The following is a 19,096-nucleotide window of genomic DNA, read 5'->3' as shown; positions in this document are numbered from 1 at the left end:
CGGTACGGCCAGACCGACAATTTCCACGCCTCAATCCCGGCAAGCTCAAGCCCGGATTCCACCCGGCGTACTGCCGGACGGCTTAAGTCCATGGCATTGGGTTGCGTCCTGGCACAGAATTCTGGGGTTGCGCAGACCTGCGCTCAGGATGCCGCCTGCTGATCGCCTTGCCGTTTCTTGCTTCGGGTCAGATCGATGATTTGGCGCCGGCTGTTGGGGTCAAGGGTGCGGAAATCCTTGATGAGGGAAAGCTCCTCGTCATCGAGAGGGCTTTCTTCTTCCAGTAGCAGAAGCCACGCGGGCGTGACGGTCTCGAGGGCGGCGGCTAGGTGCTGTGCCGCTTCCAGTCCCATCCGGCGGATTCCTTGCTCGTAGTTGCTGATCCTGGACTTGGACAAGACGCCATGGGTCCGTGCGGAGAGGTCGTTTAGGGACCAGCCGCGTCGCTGGCGCTCGGCGCGCAGACGAGTGCCGATCCGCTGAGAGCGTTCTGCGAATTCAGGTTCCACGATCAGCTAGCTCCGGAGTGATGGCGGGACCATGCAATCCCGATCACCTTACTCTAGCAAACGGATCCGATCATGAAAGGCGTGTTCTTACGGATTGTTGATACCGTCTGTCCGTGTGCGGGGTATCTTGCCTGGCCCGGCTCTGGCGGGCCGGGACCCGTCGCCGAGATTCCAATGTGACTGTGGGTGGCTTAGGATGCCGTCTTGGCCGAGCCGGGGCTCCCTGGCGCGTCCGCTCGCCGCAACGCCTCGCGCTTGCGGCCGGGTCGGCCGGGGGATGTGCTGTTTCTTGAATAACGCTTTTGCTGCAGGTGTCGAATGCTAAAAGACTGGTCCGATGTCTATCTTATCGGCGTCCCCGAGATCGATGAGCAGCACAAGGGATTCTTCGCTGCATCACATCAGCTCTACGAGGGCATTCTGGGGAGGGAGGGCAAGAACGCGGTCGTCGATGCGATTGCCTTCATGCGGAGCTATGCGGAGAAGCATTTCGACACGGAAGTGGACTTCATGCGTCGGCATGAGTATCCCGGTCTGCGAGAGCATTTACATCAGCATGCGGCCTTCTTCAGGCGCCTAGACGAGCTCGAGAACGATTTGATGATCTTTGGGCCTAGTGAAGACTTGGCGGAGCGCGCCCTGGACATCACGCAGGACTGGCTGATCGACCATATTGCGGACGAGGACATGCTCTATGCCTTGCATGTGAAGGGGCGAGCCGCTGGTTGAGGACGTCGGCGTGGCTTCGCGGACGTAGGCGATGGCGGTCATCGCGGCATCGCTGTGCAGGCGGCGCTCCGGTGCGAGCAGCGTCTCATGAGTGGTCTCCTTCCATAGCTCAGAATGGCGCTCGCAGCCATTATGCGTTCTTGGCTTCGCAGCCCAGTGCCAGTGCTTCATTGATGTGATCGAGACACCGCGCACACTGACGCAACAGTCAATGATGCTCGAACCGATCGCCCTTCCCGCGAGGGCGCCACTGCGCGTGGCTGGCGGCTTCGGCCTTGTCTCTCGGCCGCGAGTGAGGAGCGCCGGATTGCTTGTGATGCATCGATATAATACGGTCTTTGACCATGGTTATCGAGCTGACTTAGGAGCTGAAGTCGATGTCGTCGTCAACATTGCTGTCACGTCCGCGAGCGCGGGCCGGGTATGCTGGGCTTGCCTTGTCGATGCTTCTCGCGCTGCTCGCCGGGTGTGGCGCCGAAGACCGCAAGCAGGCCTATTTCGATCGGGGCATGGAGCTGCTCGCGGAGGGTGATCCGGTCAAGGCCCGGCTCGAGCTCAAGAACGTCTTGCAGATCGATCCCAAGCATGCGGAGGCTTGGTTTCAGCTCGCCCAGATCGAGGCCGACCGCCAGAATTGGAGCGCCGCCTTCGGCGGGTACAACAAGGCCGTCGAGCTGAAGCCCGACTTCATCGATGCACGTCTCAAGCGCGGGCAGCTGTTATTCGATGCCGGCCAGCAGGAGGACGCGCTGGCCGACGCCGCGGCCGTGCTGGCGCTGGCCCCCGAGAATCCTGATGCCTTGGCCCTGCGCGGGGCGGTGCGGGCCAAGCAGGGGGACCTGGATGTGGCGACGGCCGATGCCCAGGCCGCCTTGGCTGTCGATCCCAGCCATCGCAATGGCCTGCTGCTGCTCGCGGAGGTGCGTCGGGCTCAGGGTGCCGGCGCGGAGGCGGTCGCGCTTCTGGAGCGGGCCGCGGAGGCGCATCCGGATGATGTCCAGCTTCGCTTGTCGCTAGCCGCCGGCTATCAGTCGTTGGGTGATGCCGCTAAGGCGCGCGAGCAGCTCGAGAAGTTGACGGAGATCGAGCCGTCCCAGCTCATCCATACCGCCCGCCTGGCGGCCTTCCTGACGCAGCAAGGTGAACGGCAGGCGGCGGAGCAGGCCCTGAGACGCGCCATTGCGGCCAACCCCGAGGATGCACAGCCAAAGCTGCTGCTCGTCGAATGGGCGGTCAAGGAGCATGGGCCGGAGGCCGGTGTTGCGCTCCTGGAGGAGCTGGTCGCGCAGGCGCCGGATCAGTATGACCTGCGCTTCGCGCAAGCCGAGCTTGCCGCGAGCCTCGGGCAACGCGACAAGTCCAAAGACATCTATCGCGCCATCATCGAGCGGGACGACCTTGGAACGGCGGGTCTGAAGGCGCGTCATCGACTGGCGACGCTCGATTTTGCCAATCAGGAGATGGACCAGGCCCTGGCGCTCCTTGCTGAAGTGCTGGAGGAGGATCCGCGCAATGTGGATGCCTTGACGCTGCGCGCCGCAATCGCCTTGACGCGTGATGAGCCTGACGCAGCCATCCCCGATCTGCGCGACGCCCTGCAGAACGATCCTGAGTCCACGCGTGCGCTGCGACTTCTCGCCAAGGCGCACGAGATGCGTGAAGAGGTTCCCTTGGCCCAGGATGCGCTACAGAAGGCGATCGATGCCGCGCCCGCCGAGCCAGCGGCCTATCTGGACATGGCGCAGCTTCTCGTGCGGAGTGGTGACATGAAGGGCGCCTCGCGCATCCTGGAAGGATTCCTGGAGAAGGTCCCTGACGATACCCGCGTACAGAGTGCCTTGGCCAAGCTGCAGCTGTCCCAGCAGGATTGGGATGCGATGGAGCGGACCGCCGACCGGATCCTGGAGACGCGCCCCGACCATCCCCTGGGCTACTACCTCAAGGGGCTTCTGCTCCAGCGAGACGGCAGGCTTCAAGAGAGCGTCGAGGTGCTCAAGGTCGCCATCGAGAAGCGGGCCGATGCGGTCGAGCCAAGGCTCGCGCTGGCGCGCAGCTATCTGGGTCTAAAGCAGGTCGAGGATGCGGAGGCCAGTGTCAAGGCGTATCTGGATCAGCAGCCCGCCAACGCCGCGGCGCTCAATCTGTTGGGCGAGATCTATGCCTCTGCCGGCCGCTTCAAGGAGGCGGCGGCCCAGTTCGAGCAGGTCATCAGTCTCTACCCCAAGTCGCCGAGCGCCTATACGCGCATGGCCGACCTCTATGTGCGCGCGGGCGAGTCGGACAAGGCGATCTCGACGCTGCGCGCCGGGATCGAGGAGACCGGGCGTAATGCCTTCTTGATCTTCAGGCTGGGGATCGCCCTCCAGGACGCGGGGCGTGGCGACGAGGCGATCTCAGCCTACGAAGAGGTGCTCGATAGCAACCCCGAGGCCGATGCCGTGGCGAACAATCTTGCCATGCTGCTGGCCAATGCCCGGAAGGACGATCCCGCGAGCTTGAGTCGCGCGATGGAGCTGGCGCGGGGGCTCGCGACATCCGGGCAGTGGGTCCTGCTGGATACCTTGGGCTGGGTACAGTTCAGGAGTGGCGATATCGAGGGCGCCCTGTCGACCTTGGAAGAGGCTGCGGGCCAGGTCGATCCAGTGCCGGCGGAGATGCAGTTCCACCTCGGTATGGTCTACGCGAGCCTAGGGCGCGACGACCAGGCAAGGGAGATGCTGACGGCGGCGGTCGACTCGGGGGCATCGTTCCCCGGATTGGAGGAGGCGCGGGAGACCCTGGAGGGGCTGTCCTCGGCCTCACTCGGCGGCGGCTGAGTCCGGGTTGGCCTGACGGTTCGCCCGATAGTCTCTCGAGCCTATGTCTCGCGGGCGGGTATTCGTCCCTTGCTCGCTCCGGCTCGTTGAGCGGGGATCCCATTTGCGGCGGTTCTCGCGCGTCGCCTGCGGTCTGGGGGCTGGTCGCGCCGGCCGTCCAGCTGAGATCCGGATGGCGTCACGAGGGGCGTTGCCGCGTGCTCCGCTCCCCCGCAGAGACACTGCTCTTGGCTCGCTCACCGGACTCACGGCGGGTGCCTGTGCCCGCCTTTGGTGGGGCGCCCTCTGCGGGCTCCTGCTCAGCGTTGCGGTCTCGTCTCGGGCAGCCCCCGTGGTGGTGCTTCCCAAGCAAGCCCTGGGGCCGGAGGACGTGGCGATCATCGTCAATCGCGAGGACCCGGTCAGCGTTGCGGTGGGGCGTTATTACAGTCGCGTCCGCGCCTTGCCTGCCGACCATCTCATCGAGGTGTCGTTTCGCCCGGGCGCGTCCAAGATGCCAGCCTCCGAATTCGCCCCGATCTACGCCCGTGTGCGCGCCGAGACGCCTGACGCTGTCCAGGCCTATGTCTTGACCTGGACACAGCCCTACCGGGTCGACTGCATGTCGATCACGACCGCCTTCGCCGTCGGCTTCGACCGGGACTACTGCGCCTCCGGCTGTCGTCCCGCCAAGCCCAGTCCCTACTTTGCGTCCAACAGCCACCGGCCTTTCGCGGACTATGGCATTCGGCCGACGATGATGATTCCCGGCCCGACGCTCGACGCGGCGCGGGCGCTCATCGAGCGCGGCCGGTCGGCCGATGACACGCGCCCGACCGGGACGGCTTACTTGGTCAGTACCTCGGATGAGGCCCGGAACGTGCGTGCCCAGGGCTATGCCGAGACGATGCGTGAGCTCGGTGGGGCTCTGCGGATCGAGAGTCCGTCTGCCGACTTCATTCAAGACCGGTCGGACGTCCTCTTCTACTTCACGGGTCTCCGTGAGGTGCCGCGGCTGGCGACCAACGCCTTCCGGCCGGGCGCGATCGCGGATCATCTGACATCGACGGGCGGACAGCTCACCGATAGCCGTCAGATGAGCATCCTGCGGTGGCTCGCGGCGGGCGCGACGGGCAGCTATGGAGCCGTGACGGAGCCGTGCAACTTCCCGGCGAAGTTTCCTGACGTGCGAACATTGATACGGGCCTATGTGACGGGCTCGACGCTGCTCGAGGCCTATTGGCAAAGCGTGCTGATGCCAGGGCAGGGTGTCTTCGTCGGCGAGCCCCTGGCACGGCCCTTCGGCGGCTATGACGTTTCGAAACGCGGCAGCAATTGGACCTTGTCGACCTATGCGCTCAAGCCGGGGGCCTACCTGCTGGAAGGCGCCGGATCACCGCTAGGGCCCTACAAGCCCCTCATGACATTCGTGAAACCCTCGGCGCAGAGGCTGGAGCTTCCGCTGCCCCTGCCCGTGCTCCACTCCTATCGAATCCTGGCCGATGTTGCGGGGGGCGAGGGGTTGGATTCCACCCCTTGATCGCGGCTGACCGCCCTGCGCGCTGAGGCTCCGCGGCTGGAAACTCATGGCTTGGTTCGCTAACATGGCGGATAACAAGCAGATTTAGCGCTCGGCTCATGCGGATTCGGCCTCGACCGGGTCTGCGTCGCTAGCGTGCTCGGACCCGAGGTCCCCAGTGCGAGCCTAGGGCGGGCTTGAATCTGCGCGGCCGTGCGGCGAGAGGCGGCTTCCCCAGCTCTGCCTCGCACGGTCTTGTAACTGCGGACGAAAGGCCATGAGCGATCAGCCAGTCGCCCCAGAGATCTCGACAGTGGCTCTCTTGGCGTGGCTCCGGTGTCCGCCGGAGTCGGCCTTGGGGCCGGCTTGAGCCGTTCCGGGTCTTCTCGTCGCCGCTCCCGTTCGGAGCGGCGCGTCTCGTCAATCCTCGGCGATTCGCTCGGTTTGAGCCTGACGGCGTCTCGCTGCCGTCAATGTCTTTGCTCCAGTCTCAGGAGAAGCTTTCATGTGTGGATTCTGCGGTGAAGTCCGCTTTGACGACGCGCCGATCGATCTGGGTGCCTTGAGTGCCATGAGCGCGGCCATGATCCCGCGCGGTCCGGACGGACATGGTCTCTGGCAGCAAGGGCGTGTCGCGCTGGCGCACCGCCGCTTGTCCATCATCGACCTGAGCACCCACGCGGCGCAGCCCATGGTGGATAGCGAGCTGGGGCTGTCGGTCGCCTTCAATGGCTGCATCTACAACTACAAGGAGCTGCGTGCCGAGCTGCAGCAGAAGGGCTATCGGTTCTTCTCGCACGGCGACACCGAGGTCGTGCTCAAGGCCTTTCACGCCTGGGGCGCTGATTGCGTCGATCACTTCCACGGCATGTTCGCCTTCGCCGTGGCCGAGCGCGACTCGGGCCGCCTGACCCTGGTCCGTGATCGCCTCGGGATCAAGCCGCTCTACTACGCCGAGGTGAAGGGCGGGCTGCGCTTCGCCTCCAGCCTGCCAGCGATCCTGGCCGGCGGCGGCGTCGCAACCGACATCGACCCGGTGGCCCTGCACCACTACATGCATTTCCATGCCGTCGTGCCCGCTCCGCGCACCATTCTGTCGGGTGTTCGCAAGCTCCCGCCCGCGACCATTCGGACCATCGAGCCCAACGGCCGCTCCAGCGACCGGACCTACTGGGCGCCGCTCTTCGAGCCGCGTCCGGACGAGCAGGGGCTCGGCTTCGAGGACTGGCAAGAGCGCGTCCTAGCGAGCCTGCGCACCGCGGTCGAGCGCCGACTGGTGGCGGACGTCGACGTCGGTGTGCTCCTGTCCGGAGGGCTGGATTCGAGCCTCATCGTCGGCCTGCTCGCGGAGCACGGCCAGCAGGGACTGAATACCTTCTCCGTCGGCTTCGAGACCGTCGGGGAAGAGGTGGGCGATGAGTTCCAGTACTCCGACGTCATCGCCAAGCACTACGGGACCATCCATCACAAGATCCGTGTCGACTCGGCCTCGCGTCTGCTTCCCGAGCTGCCGAACTGCGTGCGCGCCATGGCGGAGCCCATGGTGAGCCACGATGTCATCGGCTTCTTCTTGCTCTCGCAGGAGGTGTCCAAGCACGTCAAGGTGGTCCAGAGCGGGCAGGGCGCCGACGAGGTCTTCGCCGGCTATCACTGGTATCCACCCATGGTCGGCAGCACGGATCCGGTAGCCGACTATGCGCGGGCCTTTTGCGACCGCAGTCATGAGGAATACAGGCGCGCGGTGCATGGCCGTTTCCATGGCGACGACCATAGCCGGGCCTTCATCGCGGCGCATTTCGCCCGCCCCGGGGCGGCTGCGCCGGTCGACAAGGCGCTGCGACTCGACCAGCAGATCATGCTGGTGGACGATCCCGTCAAGCGCGTCGACAACATGACGATGGCCTGGGGGCTGGAGGCGCGTGTCCCCTTCCTCGATCACGAGCTCGTCGAGCTGGCCGCGCGGATGCCCGACGAGTACAAGCTCTGCGACGAGGGCAAGTGCGTGCTCAAGGCGGTCGGCCGCAAGGTCATTCCCAGCGAGGTGATCGATCGCCCCAAAGGATACTTCCCGGTCCCGGCATTGAAATACCTCCGTGGTAAGGTGCTGGACACGGTTCGCGACCTGGTCCATTCCCAGGCTGCGCGGGAGCGTGAGCTGTTCCAGCCCGCCTATGTCGAAGAGCTGCTGGCCGCGCCGGACGACCACATCACGCCGCTGCGAGGCTCCAAGCTCTGGCAAGTCGCCTTGCTGGAGATGTGGCTGCAGGAGCACGGCGTTTGATAAGACGCAGGGCGAAGCCATCTCTCCACCTTGTGAGAGGGGCCTCGATCGGGCATTCGCTGCGCTCGGTGCCAGACGAGACCGCGGGTGGCCAAGGAGAAGACGTCGCTGGGACAGCGCCAGGGTATGGCTGGCGGTATGACCTCCCGGCTGCGCAGACATCCCGACCGATGCAGGTTTAAGGGCAGGTGACGATGAGCATGAAAGAACGTTTCCATCACCGTCTCGAGCGCAGCCGGGCGCCCTCGGTCAAGAATTGGGAGCGCGAGCAGCGCGCGGATCAGCACCTGGGGCAGTCCGCCTCGGTCGATTGCGGCTGGGGGCGCCTCTTGTTCGGCCAGTCGTTCACCGACCCCAAGTCAGTGGCGGTTGCGCTGCAGGACGAGCGCCCCGGCAAGCGCGACGTGGCCCTCTACTTGAGAGATCCGCACGTCGTCTTGTCATATGCGCCTCAGGACTTGTTCCTCGATCCCTCGCATACCTTTCGGCTGTGGCTGGAGCGCTACCAGTCTTGCCACCGGCGCCCCAAGGGGTTCCACATTCGGCTCCTGAACAGTCGTGACGACGCCGAGGCCATCCAGCGTCTCTACATCAGCCGGCGCATGGTGCCGCCGGGCGCCGACTTTATCTGGGGCAATCGCACCTCCAAGGAGCTCAGCTACTGGGTCGCGGAGGACGAGCAGGATGGCGTCATCCTCGGCGTCGTCAATGGTGTCGACCATGTGGCCGCGTTCGACGATCCCGAGAACGGCGCCAGCCTCTGGGCGCTCGCGGTCGATCCTCAGGCGCCTTATCCGGGCATCGGCGAGACCTTGGTGCGGCAGGTCATCGAGTACTACGTGGCGCGTGGCCGCGCCTTTCTTGACCTCTCCGTGATGCACGACAATGCCAATGCGATCCGTCTCTATGACAAGCTCGGATTCGAGCGGATCCCGGCATTTGCTATCAAGAACAAGAACGCCTTCAACGAGCCGCTCTTCATCGGACGACAGCCCGAGGCCAATCTCAACCCCTATGCCAGTATCATCGTCAACGAGGCCCGGCGGCGCGGCATCGGTATCGAGGTCATCGACGCCGAGGCCGGCTACTTCGCGCTGGTGCTCGGCGGCCGCCGCATCGTCTGTCGCGAGAGCCTGAGCGAGCTGACCAGCGCCGTTGCCATGAGTCGGTGCGACGACAAGGCGATTACCCATCGCCTGCTGAAACGGGCGGGCTTGCGGGTGCCGGAGCAGGCGCGCTACGAGGCGCTCGACCAGGCCGAGGCCTTCCTCTCGAAGCTCGGCAGCGTCGTGGTGAAACCGGCGCGCGGCGAGCAGGGCGCCGGCATCAGCGTCGATGTCCGCGATCCAGAGACGCTCGAGACGGCGGTTGCCGCCGCGCGTCGGATTTGTGACGTGGTCATCCTCGAAGAATTCGTGAAGGGCGAGGATCTGCGCATCGTCGTCATCGATCTCCAGGTCGTTGCAGCGGCGATTCGCCGCCCGGCGCACGTGGTCGGGACGGGGCAGCACAGCGTCCACGACTTGATACAGGCGCAGAGTCGCCGACGGCGCGCGGCCACCGGAGGTGAGAGCTCCATTCCGATGGACGCCGAGACCGAGCGCTGCGTGCAGGAGGCTGGTTATGCGATGACGGATATCCTTCCCGAGGGCGAGTACCTGCAGGTCCGTAAGACGGCCAATCTGCATACCGGCGGCACCATCCATGACGTCACCGCGGAGCTCCATCCCAGGCTAGCGGATGCCGCCTGCGCGGCGGCGCGTGCGCTCGACATCCCGGTCACAGGTCTGGACTTCATCGTGCCTTCCGTTAGCGCTCCCGAATATGTGATCATCGAGGCGAATGAGCGCCCGGGGCTGGCCAATCATGAGCCTCAGCCGACAGCCGAGCGTTTTGTGGATCTGCTGTTTCCGCAGACCGTGTTTCGGGAGGATTTTTCTTGAAGCTACCCAAGATCGACATGGATTACCTTGTCGATACGCTGCTGAGGCTGCTCTTTACTCCCAGTCCCTCAGGCTATACGGATCGCGTCGTCCATCTGGTCGCCGAAGAGCTCGAGCGGCTCTCGGTGCCCTTCGAGCTGACGCGGCGCGGCGCTATCCGGGCGACCCTCTCCGGCAAGGTGTCGCAGCCAGATCGCGCAATCGTGGCCCACATCGACACCCTCGGCGCCATGGTGAAGTCGCTCAAGGACAACGGACGACTTCATCTTGTCCCCGTCGGGCATTGGAATGCCCGTTTCGCCGAGGGCGCCCGCGCGACGCTCTTCACGGACACTGGACAATGGCGCGGGACCATCCTGCCGCTGAAGGCCTCGGGTCATACTTTCGCGCCGGAGATCGATAACCAGCCGGGCGGGTGGGACTATGTCGAGTTTCGCATCGATGCGAAGGTGCGGGGCCTCAAGGACCTCTTGAGGCTCGGGATGCACGTCGGCGATTTTCTCGCGATCGATACCTCGCCGGAGGTCACGGAGACCGGCTTCATCAACAGCCGCCACCTGGACGACAAGGCAGGTGCCGCCGTGCTGCTGGCGGCGATCGAGGCCCACAAGCGCGAGAACTTAAGGCTGCCGGTCGATTGCCATCCGCTGTTCACCATCTCGGAAGAGATCGGCTCAGGGGCCTCCGCGGCACTCCATCAGGACGTCGCGGAGATGCTGACCATCGATAACGGGACCTCGGCCCCAGGGCAGAACTCCAGCGAGTTCGGCGTGACCATCGCCATGGCGGATCAGAGCGGTCCCTTCGACTATCACCTGACGCATCGCATGATCCAGCTCTGCCAGGAGTTCGCCATCGCGCATCAGCGTGACGTCTTCAAGTATTACAGGTCCGATAGCGCCGCGGCCCTGGAGGCCGGCAATGACGTTCGCACGGCGCTCATCACCTTCGGCATCGACGCCTCGCACGGGTATGAGCGGATTCACTTGGATGCCTTGGAATCACTCGCCAAGCTGGTCAGCGTCTACATGCAGGGGCCGCCGCTTTATAGTCGCGACCGCTACGGGATCGGGCCGCGCGCAGGATTCCCGACTCAGCCAGGCTGAGGGCGTCCGCGCGCCGCGGCCGGCCGCTCAAGCCTTCAGCTTGTCATTCAGGAAGGGCGTCAGGAGGTCCAGCATATGGCGATGCACCTTGAGATTGCCGGCCGCCATGTTGCCGGTCTCGAGGAACCGATCGCCTCCGCTTAGGTCCGTGATGGTGCCGCCGGCCTCCTTGATCAGCAGGGCGCCCGCGGCGCAATCCCATGGCGATAGGCCAAGCTCCCAGAAGCCGTCCGTGCGTCCCGAGGCGACATAGGCCAGGTCCAGCGAGGCGCATCCGGGCCGCCGCACACCTGCGGTCGCGAGCGTCATCGCCTTGAACATGCCGACATAGGCATCGATGTGGCGCTGGTCGCGGAAGGGGAAGCCGGTGCCGATGAGGGCGCCTTCGAGGGATTGACGATTGGCGACGCGGATCTTGCGGTCATTGAGCTGAGCGCCCTGGCCGCGTGCCGCGGTGTACATCTCCTCGCGCATCGGATCGTAGACGACGGCGCACTCCAGCTGGTCCTTGTGCTTGAGCGCGATGGAGACCGCGAACTGCGGCAGCCCATGCAGATAGTTGGTGGTGCCGTCGAGCGGGTCGATGATCCACACGAATTCGCTGTTGCCATGCGCGCCGCTCTCCTCGGCGAGGATGGCGTGACTGGGGAAGCGGCGCTGGAGCTCCTGAATGATGGCTGCCTCCGCGGCGCGGTCGACGTCGCTGACGAAATCATTGCGGCCTTTCGACTCGAACTTGATGTCGTCGACTCGGTCCGAGTAGCGCATTAGGAGCCGGCCGGCACTGCGTGCCGCGCGGATGGCGATATTGAGACTTGGATGCATCTGTTGAAGGATTCTGCGGCTGTCGCTGTATCCTATCGTGCTGGTACAGCGATATTCGTGAAGAAGTAGCCCGCCATGATAGACCAATTTAAGGACCCGCTGGCGCGAATCCGTTTCGTCCTGGTGGAGACGACCCATCCGGGAAACATCGGCGCCGCGGCGCGTGCCTTGAAGACCATGGGTCTCTCCCGCATGGAGCTGGTGGCGCCGAGACAGCCGCCGGACGCCGAATCCTTCGCGCGCGCCTCTGGCGCGGACGATCTGCTGGCTGGCGCCGGCATCCATCCGACGCTGACCGAGGCGCTGGCAGGCTGTCGCCTGGTCATCGGTGCGAGCGCGCGTCTGAGAACCATCGAATGGCCGCTGCTCGACCCGGGTGAGTGCGCCCGCCGACTCATTGCTGAGAGTGCCGAAGGCGACGTGGCCGTGGTGCTTGGGCGCGAGAGCTCTGGGCTCACCAACGAGGAGCTGGCGCGCTGTCACTACCTGGTGCACATCCCCACCAACCCCGAGTTCGGCTCGCTGAACATTGCGGCCGCGGTCCAGGTGCTCGCCTACGAGATTCGACGCAGCCTGCGCGAGGCGAACGGCGCGCCTCTGCAGGAGCCGTCGCGTGAGGTGGCGACGGTCGACGAGATGGAAGGCTTTTACGGTCACCTGGCCCAGACCTTGATCCAGATCGGCTTCAGCGATCCCGAGCAATCACGCACCCTGATGAAGCGCCTGCGGCGGCTCTTCAATCGGGCGCGCCCCGATCGCGTCGAGATGAATATCCTGCGTGGGATCCTCAGCGCTGCGCAGGGGCGGAAATCCCCTGGACGTTTCGTGCGCTCGGACCGACCCGCAGCTGGCGCCGGGTCGAGCTGCGACGAAGGAGATGGGGCGAAATGCTCGAGCGATTGAGGGAAGACGTCGGTTGCGTCTTCGAGCGCGATCCCGCCGCGCGCAACGCCTTCGAGGTCCTCACCACCTACCCTGGATTGCATGCGGTGATGGCTCACCGTGTGGCGCATGCCCTCTGGCGGCGTGGGCTCAAGTGGCTGGCGCGCCTGCTGTCGAATGTCGCGCGGCTCTTCACCGGGATCGAGATCCATCCAGGCGCCCTGATCGGGCGGCGCTTCTTCATCGATCACGGTATGGGGGTGGTGATCGGCGAGACGGCCGTCATCGGCGATGACTGCACGCTCTATCATGGCGTCACCCTCGGCGGCACCACCTGGCAGAAGGGCAAGCGCCACCCGACGCTCGGGCGAGACGTCGTCGTGGGGGCGGGGGCCAAGGTGCTGGGCCCGATCGAGATCGGCGATGGGGCTCGGATCGGCTCGAACGCCGTCGTCGTCAAGTCCGTGCCCCCAGGCGCGACTGCCGTCGGCGTGCCAGGGCGCATCATCGAGCCGGACAAGGACGCGGCGTCAAAACGGCGCGCGGATACCGCAAAGCGCATCGGCTTCGACGCCTATGGTGCGACGCGCGACGCGCCAGACCCGGTCGCCAATGCCATCAACCGGATGCTGGATCACATCCATCACATGGATCTGCGCATGGAGGCCATGTCCCAGGCGCTGGAGAAGCGCGGCATCATGCATCACTTCGAGCATGATGCGGATCTGGACGCCATGGAGATCGAAGTAGCCTCCCGGCCGGACCTCCAGGACTCCGATAGTCCGAAAAAGAGTAGGGCTTAATTGATCGTAATGCTCGGGTAACGTATCATTTCGGCGGGAATCATGCTGGGAGGGGGTAGTAGGTGAGACTGACTACGAAAGGCCGTTATGCGGTGACAGCCATGCTGGATCTGGCCATCCATCAGGGGAAAGGCCCTATTGCCTTGGCGGATATCGCGCAGCGGCAGGGCATCTCGCTGTCGTACCTCGAGCAGCTCTTCGCCAAGCTGCGCAAGCGCGCCCTGGTGACCAGCGTGCGCGGCCCGGGTGGCGGCTACAACCTCGCCAGGGCGGCCGCCGACATCCATGTCGCGGAGGTGATCGCCGCCGTCGATGAGAGCGTCGACACGACGCGCTGCGGGGGTGCGCACAATTGCCAGGACAATGGTCCCTGCCTGACGCACGATCTTTGGAACGACCTCAGCGATCGCATCTACGAGCATCTCAACCAGATCGATCTTCAGCAGCTGGTCGACAAGCGTGATGTGGCTGGAAACCGGCCCCCGACGATCTGTGCCGCCGTTGACGTCAAGCTGGACGTGCTGCCGGTCGTCGTCCACTCGTGACTCCGCCTTGAGCCATCCTTGGGCGCGACCATTCCCGCGCGCGGCCTGATCGGTTTGCGCGTCGTCGATTTGACCTAGCGCACGCATCGCCGGCTTCGCGTCCTATACTATGCCGACGGGTGAGCCCCCGCCCTGACCACCCCGTGCATTTGCCGCGCTGAGTCCCGCCGTGCTGAGTCCTGCAAAGAACTATTTCGAGCTGTTCGATCTGCCGATGAGCTTCGCGGTCGACGTCAGCTTGCTGGCCGAGCGGTACAGGTCGATCGTCCGCTGGCTGCGTACCGAGGCCTTGCTCGGCCGCGAGACGCAGGACGCGGGTGAGCGCCCGCAATCGCTGGGGCTCGTTGATGAGGCCTATCGGACGCTCGCCGACCCTCTCGCCCGGGCTCGCTATCTTTGCGATCTCTATGACAGGGATCGCCAGCCTGCGGAGTCGGCCGGTTCCGGCGCGGGTGGACGCGGCTCGTCGCTGATGGAGCAGATCGAGCTGGAGGAGACTCTGGTGGCGGCCACCAATCGCTCGGATCCCGCGGGCGCCGTCGCCAAGGTGCTGACGGAATTGGCCGAGCGGAGCGCGGCGCTGGATAAGGAGCTGCACGCCCTGTTCGATGACCCGTCGCCGGAGAATCTCAGCGCCGCCCGAGAGATCCTGCGGCAGCTCGAGCTCTTGTCGCGCTGTCGCCGCGATGCCGAGGATCGGCAGGCCGTGCTTCGCAGCCGCGATTAGCCGATCCGGGGCGCGCGGGCAGGCGGCGTCCTCAGCACTGCTCCCAAGGAAGACCGTGGAAGCGCCATCCGCCTCGGGTGCTGCGCTGGTGGTGCTCGTCGAGCTCGCCCTCGAAGCCTTCGTCGACATGGTAGACGGACCTGAATCCTTCGCGGAGCAGTGCCCTGCCGGCCTCGAGCGAGCGCTTGCCGCTGCGGCAGATGAGGATGACGGGCGCGCACCCCGCCTCTTTGTCGCAGACGGCGCCGCCGAGCAGCAGCTTGCGGATCTCGGTGACGAAGTGCGGGTTGACCACCCAGTCCGGCTCGTCGATCCAAGGGATGTGCACGGCGCCCTTGGGGTGGCCGACGAACAAGAACTCCATCGACGAGCGAATGTCCACCAGCACGGCTTGCGGGTGGGAGTCGAGCATGTCCATGGCCTTCTGAGGGGTCAGACTCAAGGGCTCTGCTTCTTCGGTCATGTGGCGTTTCCTCTCTTGGCGGTGCCTGTTCTTGTTGGATGGATACGTCCGCAGCTCGCATGCTGCGCGTATCGAGAGATAGGATTGGGGCATTTCGTGGACAGTCTATCGATCCAAGGGGCGCGCAGCCTAGCCGCCGGCCGTGGCCGGCCATCGACATCTTCTGGGAGGACGGTTTGGGGCGAGTGAACAGCGAAGCCAGTCGGCCACTGGGGGTGGCGCTCAAGGACGCTGCCGCGCGGGCGCTGATGCGCCTCGTCGCGCGTCTGCCGATGCCGGCCATCCATCGGCTGGGTGCGGGTCTCGGGCTCTTGGTCGCGTATTGGCCCAATCGGCAGCGCCGCAATGCGCTCATGAACATCGCGCTGTGTCTGCCGCAGCTCAGTCGCGAGGAGCAGCTCGCGCTGCGCAAGCGCAGTCTGCAGGAGCTGGGGAAGACCTATTTCGAGATCGCCTATCTCTGGCTGAGGCCGGCCGTGGAGGTCCTGTCGCTGGTCCGCGAGGTGCGGGGCGCGGAGCTGCTCGAGCGCAGAGACGGGAAAGGGCTGATCGTGCTCTCGCCGCATATCGGTGCCTGGGAGCTGGCCGGGCTGCACCTCGCGGCCCAGGGCCCGACGGCGATCTTCTACAAGCCGCAGAAGTATCTCGACGATCTGATCCGCGCGGCACGCGCCCGCAGCGGTGCCGCGCTGGCGCCCATCACCGGCAAGGGGATCCGCGTGCTCGTGCAGGCACTCGAGCGCGGTGACTACGTGGGCATTCTGCCCGATCAGGAGCCCAAGGCCGACAAGGGTGCCGTCTTCGCGCCTTTCTTCGGCCAGCCTGCCTTCACCATGCTTCTGGTCAATCGGCTCGCGCGGCGGACCGGCGCGCCAGTGGTCTTCATGTTCGCCGAGCGGCTGAAGGGTGATCCGGGGTTTCGCCTGCACTGCATTCCGGCGCCAGAGGGTATCGACAGCGAGGACGACATCGAGGCGGCCACCGCGCTCAATCGCGGGATCGAGCAGTGCGTCATGACTTGTCCGGATCAATACGTCTGGCCTTACAAACGGCTGCGGCGAAGGCCGGAGGGTGCGCTCAAGGTCTATACGGGGCCGATCGACGACACCGCGGTCTTCCGTCACGTCGCCAGGCTGCACGGCTGAGACGGAGCGCCGCTTGCTTCGAAGGGAAAATTGGCGGTGAGGCGCCGTGCTGGCTGGCGAATCTGACGCGGGTCGATCCGTGGCTTCACGGACCGACCCGGCCTGCTAGGAGATCTCCGCGCTCGCGCTGGCGCTCTCGCCCTTATTGTCGGTCCAGGAGATCTCGATGGGATCCCCGGCCGCGCCGCCCTTGAACTTGAAGGAGAGATAGGGGTTCTTGGAAACGCCGCCGCTCCAGGAAGCTGTCATCACAACTTGATCCTTGTGCTTGCACACGACTTCCTGGATGAAGTGCGCGGGGATCTTCTCTCCCGTCTTGCTGTCCTTGCGCAGTCCGGTCTCCATCGCATGACTCATCAGGCATTTGACAGTGGTCGCGTCTCCGCTGGCCTTTGCGCGGATCTTAATGTCTGACATCGTATTGTCCTCGTTCTCTGAATGCTTGGTCGCCTAGTGTCCCGACGTCGATGCCGTGGGACGCTGATGGTGTGGGTCTTGCGGATTCGACGCTTAGCCGCCGCAGCCGCCGATGGTGACCTTGACGCTCTTGGCGTTCTGATACAGCTGGTCGCCGGACTTGACCACTGCCACGACGTCTGCGGTCTCGGCCATCTTGATGCGAGTGGAGACGAAGGGCAGGGCGCTTTCGCTCAGCTCGAACGCAGCGATCAGCGGCGTCTGATTCTTCGAGGCGATGATGGCGATGGAGGTCACGCCTTCCATGTCGGTCTCGACCGTCACCGGGACGACGGCGCCGTTCTCGGCGATGTCGGGCGCCTTGATCTTGATCTTGTCGGAGGTCTCGGCGCTCTCTCCGCCGAGCAGGTCGTTCATGGCCGTCGGGATGTCCTTGGCCGTGAAGGCAGCCTCGTTCCACTCGGCCAGCGCAAGCTGCGGGGTCAGCAGACCGGCGCCGATGGCTGCGCCCACCGAGCCGGCGGCCAGTGAGCCTTTCAAAAGGGTTCTACGCTTCGCGTCGATCATGAGTGATCTCCTGTGGAGCAATGCAAGGTTGCGGATCGCGACAACGGGGCGCGTCTAGCCGACGCTGACCGCCGTTGGGCCGCGGTTGGATGAAGGGGTCTTGCAGAAATGCGGTCACGTCGCATCATGCGTAGGCCGCAGGGCGCGTGACTCGGCATCTGGGGCCATGGATCAGACGCGGCTCTTGGCGAAGCCGGGCTGTGTCCTCTCGAGAGTCATCGTGGTGCCTCCTCTTTCGTTATTGGTTTCCGAGCCAGTGATTCGGCTGCGAGCTAGTGATTAGGCTGCAAGTGATTGGCTTGCGCCCGAATACCCCGCTGATCGCCATTCCTGTCTTTCTTCTTGCGCTTGCTGTCGCGCGCCTCTTCCTTCCAGGCATCTAGGCGCGCCTGGATCAGGGCTGCGTCGTGGTAGGGAATATCGCGTTGCCGAAGTGCGATCTCAAGTTGTCTGATGGCGGGCTCCAGATCCCCTTCCGCATAGAGCTTCTCCGCGCGGAACAGATGGGTCGCCGGGCGATCGCCGGCCCTGTGGGCGGCCTCTTCCAGCTTTTCGTAGAGCACTGCGTTTCCCGGTCTTAGCCTGGCGACGGTCCTCAGCTCGTCGAGGGCTTGCGTCGGCTTACCTGTGGCCATGAGGGCCTCGGAATAGGCGATTCGCAGCGGCCAGCTTCCTGGCGCCAGGCTGATGGCCTGCTTGAGGTTGGTGACGGCTCGGCTCGCGCGCCCTTGCTTGACGTCGAGTCGCCCATCCAGGGCGACGAATTCCAGCAGCATCGGCTTGGCGGCGAGCAGCTCGGTCGCGATCTCTTGGGAGGCGTCCGGCTTGCCGGCACGCTCCAGGGCGAGTGCGTAGCCATAACGCTCGGCCATGGCATTGCGATAGCGACCCTCCCGCAGTGTGTCCCGAAAGTGATCCACGGCCTGCTCGGGGCGCTTGTAGGAGCGCTCGCGCAGTTTGGCCCGCGCCAATTGGAACCTCAGGTGATCCGGGCGCTGGCGGGCGCCAAAGTCGTCCGCCCGGCCGAGCGCATCGGCGACGCGGTTGGTGTTGACCGGATGGGTGCGCAGAAACTCCGGGGCGTTGTTCTCGTAGACGCGGCTGTTTTTGGCCAGGCGCTCGAAGAAGCCCGCCATGGCGTAGGGGTCATAGCCGGCCTTGGCCAGGGTCACGATGCCGAGACGATCCGCTTCCTTCTCATTCTCGCGGGTGAAGTTGATCTTGCGCTGCAGGGTTGCCGCCTGGATGCCGGCGATGGCGGCCACGCCGGCGTCCGCCGAGACTTGGGCGCCGAGAATGGCGGCCGCGACCAGCAGGGCCGTTGCCGGGATGCTGAGCTTGCTCTGGTCGTCGATGCTGCGCATCAGGTGGCGCTGGGTGACGTGCGCGATCTCGTGTGCCATCACCGCGGCGAGCTCGCTCTCCGTCTCGGCGGCCAGGATCAGGCCCGCGTAGACACCGATGTAGCCGCCCGGACCGGCGAAGGCGTTGACCACGGGCTGGTCGATCACGAAGAAGGTGAAGTCGCCGCCGGCATTGTTGTCGGCCGCCAGCAGCTCACGCCCGAGCGACTCGACGTAGTCGGTCAGCACGGGATCGTCCAGGATGGGGAGGGATTCGCGGACGTTGCGCATGAAGGCCTTGCCGAGACGCTGCTCGGCCCCGGTGCTCATCACGGCATCCGCCGGGCTTCCCATATCCGGCAGTGCATAGGGCTCGGCCGGTGCTTCCGTGACGAGCACCGCAAGCAGGGCGCTTGCGCCAATCAGTATCTGCTTGGATCTCGGAAGCTGCGTCTGGCGTCTCATCATCTGCTCGGCGTTCGGTCTGCCGCAGGCCT

Annotated in this window: 17 protein-coding genes; 11 read left to right on the top strand and 6 right to left on the bottom strand. The window is 65.0% G+C overall.

Translation table 11 applies throughout. The annotated features are described in order from the left end of the window. Window positions 1-143 precede the first annotated feature (143 nt). Complete coding sequence (locus tag G3446_RS15235) at window positions 144-509, bottom strand: helix-turn-helix domain-containing protein (RefSeq protein WP_164453686.1); 366 nt, start codon at window positions 507-509, stop codon at window positions 144-146. Between the two features lie 318 nt (window positions 510-827). Between G3446_RS15235 and G3446_RS15230 the strand changes: the two genes are divergently transcribed. The 6 genes from G3446_RS15230 (at window position 828) to G3446_RS15205 (ending at window position 10,882) form a co-directional block, all read left to right on the top strand. Beyond that, window positions 828-1,238 carry a bacteriohemerythrin gene (locus tag G3446_RS15230; RefSeq protein WP_164453685.1) on the top strand — a complete coding sequence of 137 codons (411 nt, stop codon included), beginning with the start codon at window positions 828-830 and terminating at the stop codon, window positions 1,236-1,238. A 377-nt stretch (window positions 1,239-1,615) separates the two neighbouring features. After that, window positions 1,616-4,054 (top strand): tetratricopeptide repeat protein, encoded by a 2,439-nt coding sequence (locus G3446_RS15225; protein ID WP_164453684.1) that lies wholly within the window; start codon window positions 1,616-1,618, stop codon window positions 4,052-4,054. Window positions 4,055-4,226: 172 nt separating this feature from the next. Continuing rightward, window positions 4,227-5,573 (top strand): TIGR03790 family protein, encoded by a 1,347-nt coding sequence (locus G3446_RS15220; protein WP_164453683.1) that lies wholly within the window; start codon window positions 4,227-4,229, stop codon window positions 5,571-5,573. Between the two features lie 484 nt (window positions 5,574-6,057). Then, window positions 6,058-7,833, top strand: a complete 1,776-nt coding sequence (locus G3446_RS15215; RefSeq protein WP_164453682.1) for an N-acetylglutaminylglutamine amidotransferase — start codon at window positions 6,058-6,060, stop codon at window positions 7,831-7,833. A gap of 194 nt (window positions 7,834-8,027) precedes the next feature. Next, window positions 8,028-9,776 (top strand): N-acetylglutaminylglutamine synthetase, encoded by a 1,749-nt coding sequence (gene ngg / locus G3446_RS15210; RefSeq protein ID WP_164453681.1) that lies wholly within the window; start codon window positions 8,028-8,030, stop codon window positions 9,774-9,776. Beyond that, window positions 9,773-10,882 carry an osmoprotectant NAGGN system M42 family peptidase gene (locus G3446_RS15205; RefSeq protein WP_164453680.1) on the top strand — a complete coding sequence of 370 codons (1,110 nt, stop codon included), beginning with the start codon at window positions 9,773-9,775 and terminating at the stop codon, window positions 10,880-10,882. The genes ngg and G3446_RS15205 overlap by 4 nt, the downstream gene beginning before the upstream one ends. A 27-nt stretch (window positions 10,883-10,909) precedes the next feature. On the opposite strand, the gene G3446_RS15200 is transcribed toward G3446_RS15205, so the two are convergent. Continuing rightward, entirely contained in the window at window positions 10,910-11,707 is a 798-nt protein-coding gene (locus G3446_RS15200; RefSeq protein ID WP_164453679.1) for an inositol monophosphatase family protein, read from the bottom strand. A 75-nt stretch (window positions 11,708-11,782) separates the two neighbouring features. On the opposite strand from G3446_RS15200, the gene G3446_RS15195 reads away from it, so the two are divergent. From G3446_RS15195 to G3446_RS15180, 4 genes are all read left to right on the top strand, one after another. Continuing rightward, a complete protein-coding gene (locus tag G3446_RS15195; RefSeq protein ID WP_164453678.1) occupies window positions 11,783-12,610 on the top strand; it encodes an RNA methyltransferase in 828 nt (275 codons plus the stop codon). Continuing rightward, a complete protein-coding gene (cysE, locus tag G3446_RS15190; protein WP_164453677.1) occupies window positions 12,595-13,392 on the top strand; it encodes a serine O-acetyltransferase in 798 nt (265 codons plus the stop codon). Before G3446_RS15195 ends, cysE begins: the two co-directional genes overlap by 16 nt. A gap of 62 nt (window positions 13,393-13,454) precedes the next feature. Next, a complete protein-coding gene (gene iscR, locus G3446_RS15185; RefSeq protein ID WP_164453676.1) occupies window positions 13,455-13,937 on the top strand; it encodes a Fe-S cluster assembly transcriptional regulator IscR in 483 nt (160 codons plus the stop codon). A 169-nt stretch (window positions 13,938-14,106) separates the two neighbouring features. Further along, window positions 14,107-14,664, top strand: a complete 558-nt coding sequence (locus tag G3446_RS15180; protein WP_342450126.1) for an iron-sulfur cluster co-chaperone HscB C-terminal domain-containing protein — start codon at window positions 14,107-14,109, stop codon at window positions 14,662-14,664. A 31-nt stretch (window positions 14,665-14,695) separates the two neighbouring features. Here the strand turns inward: G3446_RS15180 and G3446_RS15175 are convergent, their stop codons facing one another. Then, the gene (locus G3446_RS15175; RefSeq protein WP_164453675.1) at window positions 14,696-15,127 is read right to left on the bottom strand and encodes a rhodanese-like domain-containing protein; all 432 of its coding nucleotides are present in this window, start codon (window positions 15,125-15,127) and stop codon (window positions 14,696-14,698) included. A gap of 185 nt (window positions 15,128-15,312) precedes the next feature. Here G3446_RS15175 and G3446_RS15170 point away from each other — a divergent pair, with 185 nt between their 5' ends. After that, window positions 15,313-16,272: a lysophospholipid acyltransferase family protein gene (locus G3446_RS15170; protein ID WP_342450125.1), complete on the top strand. Its 960-nt coding sequence runs from the start codon at window positions 15,313-15,315 to the stop codon at window positions 16,270-16,272. Between the two features lie 105 nt (window positions 16,273-16,377). On the opposite strand, the gene soxZ is transcribed toward G3446_RS15170, so the two are convergent. The 3 genes from soxZ to G3446_RS15155 form a co-directional block, all read right to left on the bottom strand. Next, complete coding sequence (gene soxZ, locus G3446_RS15165; RefSeq protein WP_164453674.1) at window positions 16,378-16,689, bottom strand: thiosulfate oxidation carrier complex protein SoxZ; 312 nt, start codon at window positions 16,687-16,689, stop codon at window positions 16,378-16,380. A gap of 93 nt (window positions 16,690-16,782) precedes the next feature. Next, window positions 16,783-17,256: a thiosulfate oxidation carrier protein SoxY gene (soxY, locus tag G3446_RS15160; RefSeq protein WP_164453673.1), complete on the bottom strand. Its 474-nt coding sequence runs from the start codon at window positions 17,254-17,256 to the stop codon at window positions 16,783-16,785. 272 nt (window positions 17,257-17,528) lie between these two features. Beyond that, a complete protein-coding gene (locus tag G3446_RS15155) occupies window positions 17,529-19,064 on the bottom strand; it encodes a beta-barrel assembly-enhancing protease (protein ID WP_245232525.1) in 1,536 nt (511 codons plus the stop codon). Between the last annotated feature and the right edge of the window lie 32 nt (window positions 19,065-19,096).

Source organism: Thiorhodococcus minor (assembly GCF_010820565.1).
GTDB lineage: Bacteria > Pseudomonadota > Gammaproteobacteria > Chromatiales > Chromatiaceae > Thiorhodococcus > Thiorhodococcus minor.
Note: the sequence above shows the minus strand (reverse complement) of the source record. Positions and strands in the feature narration are given on the sequence as shown.

What these genes read in the sequence shown, in the direction of transcription:
- G3446_RS15230 (WP_164453685.1), top strand. Translation starts at nt 828, where the DNA reads ATGCTAAAAGACTGGTCCGATGTCTATCTTATCGGCGTCCCCGAGATC.
- G3446_RS15225 (WP_164453684.1), top strand. Translation starts at nt 1,616, where the DNA reads ATGTCGTCGTCAACATTGCTGTCACGTCCGCGAGCGCGGGCCGGGTAT.
- G3446_RS15220 (WP_164453683.1), top strand. Translation starts at nt 4,227, where the DNA reads ATGGCGTCACGAGGGGCGTTGCCGCGTGCTCCGCTCCCCCGCAGAGAC.
- G3446_RS15215 (WP_164453682.1), top strand. Translation starts at nt 6,058, where the DNA reads ATGTGTGGATTCTGCGGTGAAGTCCGCTTTGACGACGCGCCGATCGAT.
- ngg (WP_164453681.1), top strand. Translation starts at nt 8,028, where the DNA reads ATGAGCATGAAAGAACGTTTCCATCACCGTCTCGAGCGCAGCCGGGCG.
- G3446_RS15200 (WP_164453679.1), bottom strand. Translation starts at nt 11,707, where the DNA reads ATGCATCCAAGTCTCAATATCGCCATCCGCGCGGCACGCAGTGCCGGC.
- G3446_RS15195 (WP_164453678.1), top strand. Translation starts at nt 11,783, where the DNA reads ATGATAGACCAATTTAAGGACCCGCTGGCGCGAATCCGTTTCGTCCTG.
- cysE (WP_164453677.1), top strand. Translation starts at nt 12,595, where the DNA reads ATGCTCGAGCGATTGAGGGAAGACGTCGGTTGCGTCTTCGAGCGCGAT.
- G3446_RS15175 (WP_164453675.1), bottom strand. Translation starts at nt 15,127, where the DNA reads ATGACCGAAGAAGCAGAGCCCTTGAGTCTGACCCCTCAGAAGGCCATG.
- soxZ (WP_164453674.1), bottom strand. Translation starts at nt 16,689, where the DNA reads ATGTCAGACATTAAGATCCGCGCAAAGGCCAGCGGAGACGCGACCACT.
- soxY (WP_164453673.1), bottom strand. Translation starts at nt 17,256, where the DNA reads ATGATCGACGCGAAGCGTAGAACCCTTTTGAAAGGCTCACTGGCCGCC.
- G3446_RS15155 (WP_245232525.1), bottom strand. Translation starts at nt 19,064, where the DNA reads ATGAGACGCCAGACGCAGCTTCCGAGATCCAAGCAGATACTGATTGGC.